At 64.7% G+C, this 5,799-nt stretch carries 6 protein-coding genes; 5 read left to right on the top strand and 1 reads right to left on the bottom strand.

The features are described from left to right. Positions 1 to 518 precede the first annotated feature (518 nt). Positions 519 to 893 carry a thermonuclease family protein gene (locus tag LH128_RS18680; RefSeq protein WP_037520257.1) on the bottom strand — a complete coding sequence of 125 codons (375 nt, stop codon included), beginning with the start codon at positions 891 to 893 and terminating at the stop codon, positions 519 to 521. A 522-nt stretch (positions 894 to 1,415) separates the two neighbouring features. Here LH128_RS18680 and LH128_RS18675 point away from each other — a divergent pair. The 5 genes from LH128_RS18675 to LH128_RS18655 all read left to right on the top strand — a co-directional run bounded on the left by LH128_RS18675 (position 1,416) and on the right by LH128_RS18655 (position 5,570). Continuing rightward, a complete protein-coding gene (locus tag LH128_RS18675; protein WP_008831238.1) occupies positions 1,416 to 2,435 on the top strand; it encodes an ArdC family protein in 1,020 nt (339 codons plus the stop codon). Beyond that, positions 2,432 to 2,842 carry a DUF2958 domain-containing protein gene (locus LH128_RS18670; protein WP_008831237.1) on the top strand — a complete coding sequence of 137 codons (411 nt, stop codon included), beginning with the start codon at positions 2,432 to 2,434 and terminating at the stop codon, positions 2,840 to 2,842. The genes LH128_RS18675 and LH128_RS18670 overlap by 4 nt, the downstream gene beginning before the upstream one ends. 91 nt (positions 2,843 to 2,933) lie before the next feature. After that, entirely contained in the window at positions 2,934 to 4,763 is a 1,830-nt protein-coding gene (locus LH128_RS18665) for a ParB/RepB/Spo0J family partition protein (protein WP_008831236.1), read from the top strand. Positions 4,764 to 5,007: 244 nt separating this feature from the next. Further along, the gene (locus LH128_RS18660; protein ID WP_008831235.1) at positions 5,008 to 5,295 is read left to right on the top strand and encodes a type II toxin-antitoxin system RelE/ParE family toxin; all 288 of its coding nucleotides are present in this window, start codon (positions 5,008 to 5,010) and stop codon (positions 5,293 to 5,295) included. Positions 5,296 to 5,333: 38 nt separating this feature from the next. Further along, positions 5,334 to 5,570: an addiction module antidote protein gene (locus tag LH128_RS18655; RefSeq protein WP_008831234.1), complete on the top strand. Its 237-nt coding sequence runs from the start codon at positions 5,334 to 5,336 to the stop codon at positions 5,568 to 5,570. Positions 5,571 to 5,799 lie beyond the last annotated feature (229 nt).

Here is a 5,799-nt window from a genome sequence, read left to right as displayed (position 1 = left end):
TTCGGGAACCCACGATCCGATCTGGCGATCGAGGCGAGTTGGCCAATGAAGCCGCCTCGCTCGCTCTGTTCCAGTATCCAGCGCCCGAAAGGCAAGGATTTCGAACTGGTCTCATAGCCTCCGAGGTCAAGCGGACCATCCATCTTCGATAGTGCAGGCATCGCAGAATCACTCCTTGGTGGAATGACACAATGTTATATGTTCCATATTTGTTCTGCAATCCGGTACGGGCAGGTCATGGTAACGAAACGGTTCGAGACGGTCTTGGACTACTCGAAATGGGGCTATGACATCGCGGTTACGTGTCGCTGTGGACACGAGACGCAGCTGAAGTGCAAGCCTGCGATAGCCGCGAAGTGCAGTGCAGCCCGTCTCCCTCGGCCGCGACACCCGATTTGTATCGGCGTACAGATTTCGTGCCTCTGCCACCCGGAAATCGAGAACATCGTCAGGCAGTATCGCTTCCTCGGACCTGATATGAGTTCATATCGAGGGTAAGGACAGGCAGCCGTCCTCGGTTACTCGCCCCAGCGCCGCGCCAACCCTCGCCTGATCAGGTATTCGCCCGCGTCGCGGTCGTTGACATAGATATTTGCCAGCGTGCGGCCATAGCGGTCCTTCCCGAAGCGCTCGATGGAAACGCGCCCCGTCAGCAGGAACGACTGCAGGGCGTCCCGGCTGGCCGCACCTTTCGCAAAATCGCACCAGGCTGGATTCTTCGAGCCGGCGAGGCGCCGCCGCTGGGCTGGCTCGCACCGAGGCGAGTCCTTCACCTCTGGCGCGTCGATCGACTGGAGGCGCACCTTCTCGCCGGTGCAGAGCCGAATGGTGTCGCCGTCATGCACCGTCGCGATGCAAAGGCCGGAGGCGAGCAGAAGGAACATGGCGATCATGCCCGATCCCATGCACGCCATCGCGTCATCGTGCCAGCCGAGATGGAACCAGCTACGATGACAATCCCGAAGGTTCACCCCTTCATCTGATCCCTGCGGCATTGTGTGGTTGCAGCGATTCCTTGAGAACCGAGAGACCCGGAGGGGCGCCTCGCTGTGCGAGCGCGCTCTCACGTCGCCGACCTTGCAGGCCAGCGCCGCCGAGCCCTGCAAGACAGGTCTCGGCCATCCGGTTTCGATCGCGGGCGCGTGCGGCAGGCATGGCCTACCTGATACAGGCGCGCGCTGCGCGGCGCGGCGTTGGGCGTTGGTCCTTCCCTTCGAGCGGAGGTGGGCTTTCGTCGCCGTCCTGGGCCCGCGCGCGGCCCATGCAAATGCCGGCAGGCCGGCATTCCTCCACGTGCGTTGCGGCCCTTCGGGTGCATGAACCGCTCGTGCGCGGACCCTGTGCGTCTCCTCGCCGCCCCCCCCCGCTCCTGCGGGGGACCAATTCTGGATTGGGGCGGTGTCAGGAGGCAAGGCATGGTTTCCCGTTCCCCGCGCAGCGCTGGCGGCAGGCAGCGCAAGGCATCCCGCTGTGTGTCGCCACAGGCCGAGCGGTCCAATCTCTACGATACGGTCACAGCCAAGATCATCGCCCAGCTTGAGGAAGGGCGGCTGCCGTGGGTGCAGCCTTGGGGCAGGGTGGATGGAGTGCCGGGCTGCCCGGCGCTTCCTCGCAATGCTCTGACCGGGCGGCAGTACTCCGGGATCAACATCCTGCTCCTGTGGGGAGAGGGGATCGCGGGCGGCTATTCCTCGCAGCGCTGGCTGACCTTCCGGCAGGCGCTGGAAGCAGGCGGGCATGTCCGCAAGGGCGAGCAGGGGACCATGGTGGTCTATGCCGATCGCTTCGTGCCCGAGACCGAGAGGGCAAGGGTGGAGGCAGCGGGCGGCGAGGCGCGCGCGGTGCCGTTCCTCAAGCGCTTCACCGTCTTCAATGTCGCGCAGTGCGATGGTCTGCCCGGTGAGATGGCGTACGATCCCGCACCGCTGCCCGAGCGCGAGATCATCCCGCTTGCCGAAGAGGTCATTACCGCGAGCGGCGTGGATTTCCGGATCGGCGGGGACAAGGCATTCTATGCGCCGGGCCCGGACTACGTACAGGTTCCGCCGCAGCCCGCGTTCCACGACCAGATCAATTATTACCGGACCTGCCTGCACGAATTGACGCACGCGGTCGGCCATCCCTCGCGCCTGAACCGCAAGCTGATCAATTCGTTCGGCTCGAAGGACTACGCCCGCGAGGAACTCTGCGCGGAAATGGGTTCGGCTTTCCTGTGCGCTGCGCTCGGCATCGTCCCGACCGTGCGTCATGCCGATTATATCGGCGCATGGCTGGAAGTAGTGCGCGAGGATTCCCGCGCGATCTTCAAGGCGGCCAGTCAGGCCAGCAAGGCCGCCGACTGGCTGCTTGCCCGGCATGCCGCCGCGAGCGCTGGCGGAAACGCGGGCGCAGGTGCGCAATGTGCTGAGAGTGCCGGGGGGAGGGTGCCCGCATGAGCCTGCTCTCCCGCACAGCGTCCCGGATGCTGCTGGCCAATGCCCGCATGAGCGCGCGGCATCCCGCTTTCGATCCCTATCCACTGGTTCGGCTGTTCAATCCGCTCGGGCCCGGCACGTGGCTGGTCAGCGAACTCTATCCGGATGGGGACACTCTGTTCGGTCTCGCCGATCTCGGTTTCGGGTGCCCGGAACTGGGCTGTTTCAGCCTGCGCGAAGTGGCGGGCATCCATCTGCCCTTCGGGATGGGGATCGAGCGCGACCGCATGTTTCGTACCCGCCAGCGTATGTCGCGATGGACCGAAGTCTCGCGCCTGCTCGGATCGATCGGCGCGGCGCAGGCCTACCTCGACCAGATGGAACGCGCCTTCGGTTCCATCCCTGAAATTCCGCTGAAACGCGGATGACGCGGGCGGCCGTTCGCCGCCATCCCAAAAGCCGGTCCGCCCGACCATTCCACCTGAAGGACGGACCGGCCCCTCACTAGGAGTAAGGCTTATGAAACTCGCTTTTGTCCATCTCGACAAGCTTTGTGTGAGCAGGCTCAACATGCGCTATGCCCGCAAGGCCCCCGATGTCTCCGACATCCTGCCCACCGTCAGGGCGCGGGGCGTCCTCCAGCCCATTATCGTGCGGCCCTGCAGCGGAGCCGAGGGCGAAACCGGCCATCACGAAATCCTCGCCGGGGCGCGGCGCTTTCATGCCGCGCAGATCATAGAACAGGAATGCACCGGACAGCCGGGCCACGAGCCCGCGCAACTGCCGTGCGCCATTCTTGAAGACGGCGATGATGCCGACGCCATCGAGGCCTCGCTGATCGAGAACAGCGCCCGGCTCGACCCCGACGAGGTGTCGCGCTGGGAATGCTTCATCCGGCTGGTGAAGGAGGGGCGCAAGCCCGCCGACATCGCCGCGACCTTCGGTCTGCCCGATCTTGCGGTGAAGCGCATCCTCGCGCTCGGCAATCTCCTGCCGCGCATCCGCGACCTCTACCGCCGCGAGGAGATCGACGCAGGCACGGTGCGCCACCTCACCCTCGCCTCCAAGAGCCAGCAGAAGGCATGGCTGGCGCTGCTCGATGATCCCGAAGCCTATGCCCCCAGAGGTTTCAATCTCAAGGGCTGGCTGTTCGCGGGCCAGTCGATCCCGGCCGGGCATGCGCTGTTCGACGTAAGCACCAGCGGCCTCGCGACCGTCGCCGACCTGTTCGGCGAAGACAGCTATTTCGCTGACGCACCCGCGTTCTGGACCGCCCAGAATGCCGCAATCGAGGCGCGGCGCGGTGAATACCTCGAGCAGGGCTGGGCCGATGCGTTGGTGATTGGTCCCGATGCCCATTTCCATGCGTGGGAGCATGAGAAGACACCCAAGCGCAAGGGCGGGCGGGTCTATCTCGATGTGCGCGCCAATGGCGAGGTCATCGCCCACGAAGGCTACCTCAGCCGCAAGGAGGCCGCTCGTCTCGCCAAGGCTGGTAAGAACGCGGAGGGCGACGCCGGTATCAAGGCCGTCCGTCCCGAACTGACCGCCAACATGCAGACCTATATCCACCTGCACCGCCATGCCGCCGTCCGGGCCGAACTGCTTGCCTTTCCGGGCGCCGCGCTGCGCCTCATGGCGGCTCACGCCATCGTCGGCTCGCATCTGTGGCGGGTCACGCCCGAGCCGCAGGCTGCCCGCAGCGATGCCATCGCCGAAAGCATCGCGAACAGTGCCGCCGAAACCGTGTTCGACCGCGCGCGGGTCGATGTGCTCGCCATGCTTGGCTTGCCCACGGAAGAGCCGCATGTGACCGGCGCGGAAAAGCCCAATGGCATGTGCGCCCTGTTCGCACGGCTCCTGCTGCTTCCCGACAGTGCCGTCATGGCCCTCATCGCAGTCGTCATGGGCGAGACGCTGGCAGCGGGGAGCCCGGTCGTCGAGGCGCTGGCGCGCGAGATGGGCGCGGACATGCAGCACTGGTGGAAGGCCGACGATGCCTTCTTCGAGCCGCTGCGCGACCGTGAAGTCCTGCTTGCCATTCTGGGCGAAGTGGGCGGATCGGAAGTCGCGTCCGCCAGCACCTGCGAGAAGGCGAAGACCATCAAGGCGATCATCCGCGATCACCTCGATGGTGCGAACGGACGCGAGCGCTGCGAGAACTGGGTGCCGCGCTGGATGGCGTTTCCGCCTGCCGCGTACACCGCGCGCGGCGGGGTCGAAACCGTCGATGCTCATCGCCGATCCCTGATCGTCGCGGATGATTATGATGTCGACGCCTCCGAAACCGGCTTGGAGCCCGATGACAGGCCCGACGACGGTGACGCGCTGGACGTGATCGCGGCATAGACAGCCGCCCGCTCCATCGGACCGGGGCGGCAAGCGCCGCCCCGGTCTTTGCAAAGGGGAGAAGGGGCGAGGGGTCGTGGAATGTTCGCCGCTGGCGGGCTTCCCTTCCATCGGAAGCCCGCCAGGAAGCACGGCGCCCCGCATCGAGATCGGTTTCGCGGCACGGCCGTCTAGCTGGTCATGTACCGGCAGGGTGTCACTTAAATATTGACACCTGATATGCCGTCACTTAAAAGGGACACTAATGGAGGTAACGCAAACTGCGCTCTTCGCGCAGTGGTTTCACCGTCTACGCGACCCGGAGGCGCAGTCCAGGATCGCGCAGCGGATCGCTCGCATCGAGATCGGCCTGATGGGCGACGTGAAATCGGTGGGAGACGGCGTATCCGAAGCCCGCATCGATTATGGGCCGGGTTACCGGCTCTATTTCACGCGGCGCGGAGATGAGCTGGTTATCCTGCTGGTCGGCGGCGACAAGTCCTCCCAGCAGCGGGATATCGCCAGAGCAAGGCAACTCGCGGCTCAGCTCTGAGACGCACAGCAACTGGCCAGGCCAAGGAGGGCAGCGCCATGACTATCGAACTTACCCGCTTCGATGCGGCCACGTATCTCACTCAGCCGGAAGATCAGGCGCAGCTCCTCGCAGCGGCGGTCGAGTCCGGCGATCCGCACATTGTCGCCAAAGCGATCGGCATTGTCGCGCGCGCCCACGGCATGACCGAGCTCGCCCGCGAAACCGGAATGAAGCGCCAGCAACTCTACCCCAACTTGAACAGTGCTTTCGGAAAAGGCATTTTTGTTCAATGACATGCGCGCGCCGACGCAGGTGTTACCACTACATTTTCGGGGTTGGTTGAGCTTGCAAAAGCTCAGGTTTCCGGCGGCAACTCGCTGATATTGGCCGGCAGCGCGATGCCCGTTGCCTTGAAGACATTGCCCACCTGGCCCGAGACGTGGGTGCGGGTGGTTATGACCTTGCCGTCCTTTTCGATGGTGGCTTCCTGAAGGCGATCGAGATCGTTGAGGAGCGGCTGCC

The sequence above is a fragment of the Sphingomonas sp. LH128 genome, from assembly GCF_000293195.2.
GTDB lineage: Bacteria > Pseudomonadota > Alphaproteobacteria > Sphingomonadales > Sphingomonadaceae > Novosphingobium > Novosphingobium resinovorum_A.
Note: the sequence above shows the minus strand (reverse complement) of the source record. Positions and strands in the feature narration are given on the sequence as shown.

Excerpts from the sequence above, each read along its gene's own strand:
- LH128_RS18680 (WP_037520257.1), bottom strand. The coding sequence starts at position 893 with ATGATCGCCATGTTCCTTCTGCTCGCCTCCGGCCTTTGCATCGCGACG.
- LH128_RS18675 (WP_008831238.1), top strand. The coding sequence starts at position 1,416 with ATGGTTTCCCGTTCCCCGCGCAGCGCTGGCGGCAGGCAGCGCAAGGCA.
- LH128_RS18670 (WP_008831237.1), top strand. The coding sequence starts at position 2,432 with ATGAGCCTGCTCTCCCGCACAGCGTCCCGGATGCTGCTGGCCAATGCC.
- LH128_RS18665 (WP_008831236.1), top strand. The coding sequence starts at position 2,934 with ATGAAACTCGCTTTTGTCCATCTCGACAAGCTTTGTGTGAGCAGGCTC.
- LH128_RS18660 (WP_008831235.1), top strand. The coding sequence starts at position 5,008 with ATGGAGGTAACGCAAACTGCGCTCTTCGCGCAGTGGTTTCACCGTCTA.
- LH128_RS18655 (WP_008831234.1), top strand. The coding sequence starts at position 5,334 with ATGACTATCGAACTTACCCGCTTCGATGCGGCCACGTATCTCACTCAG.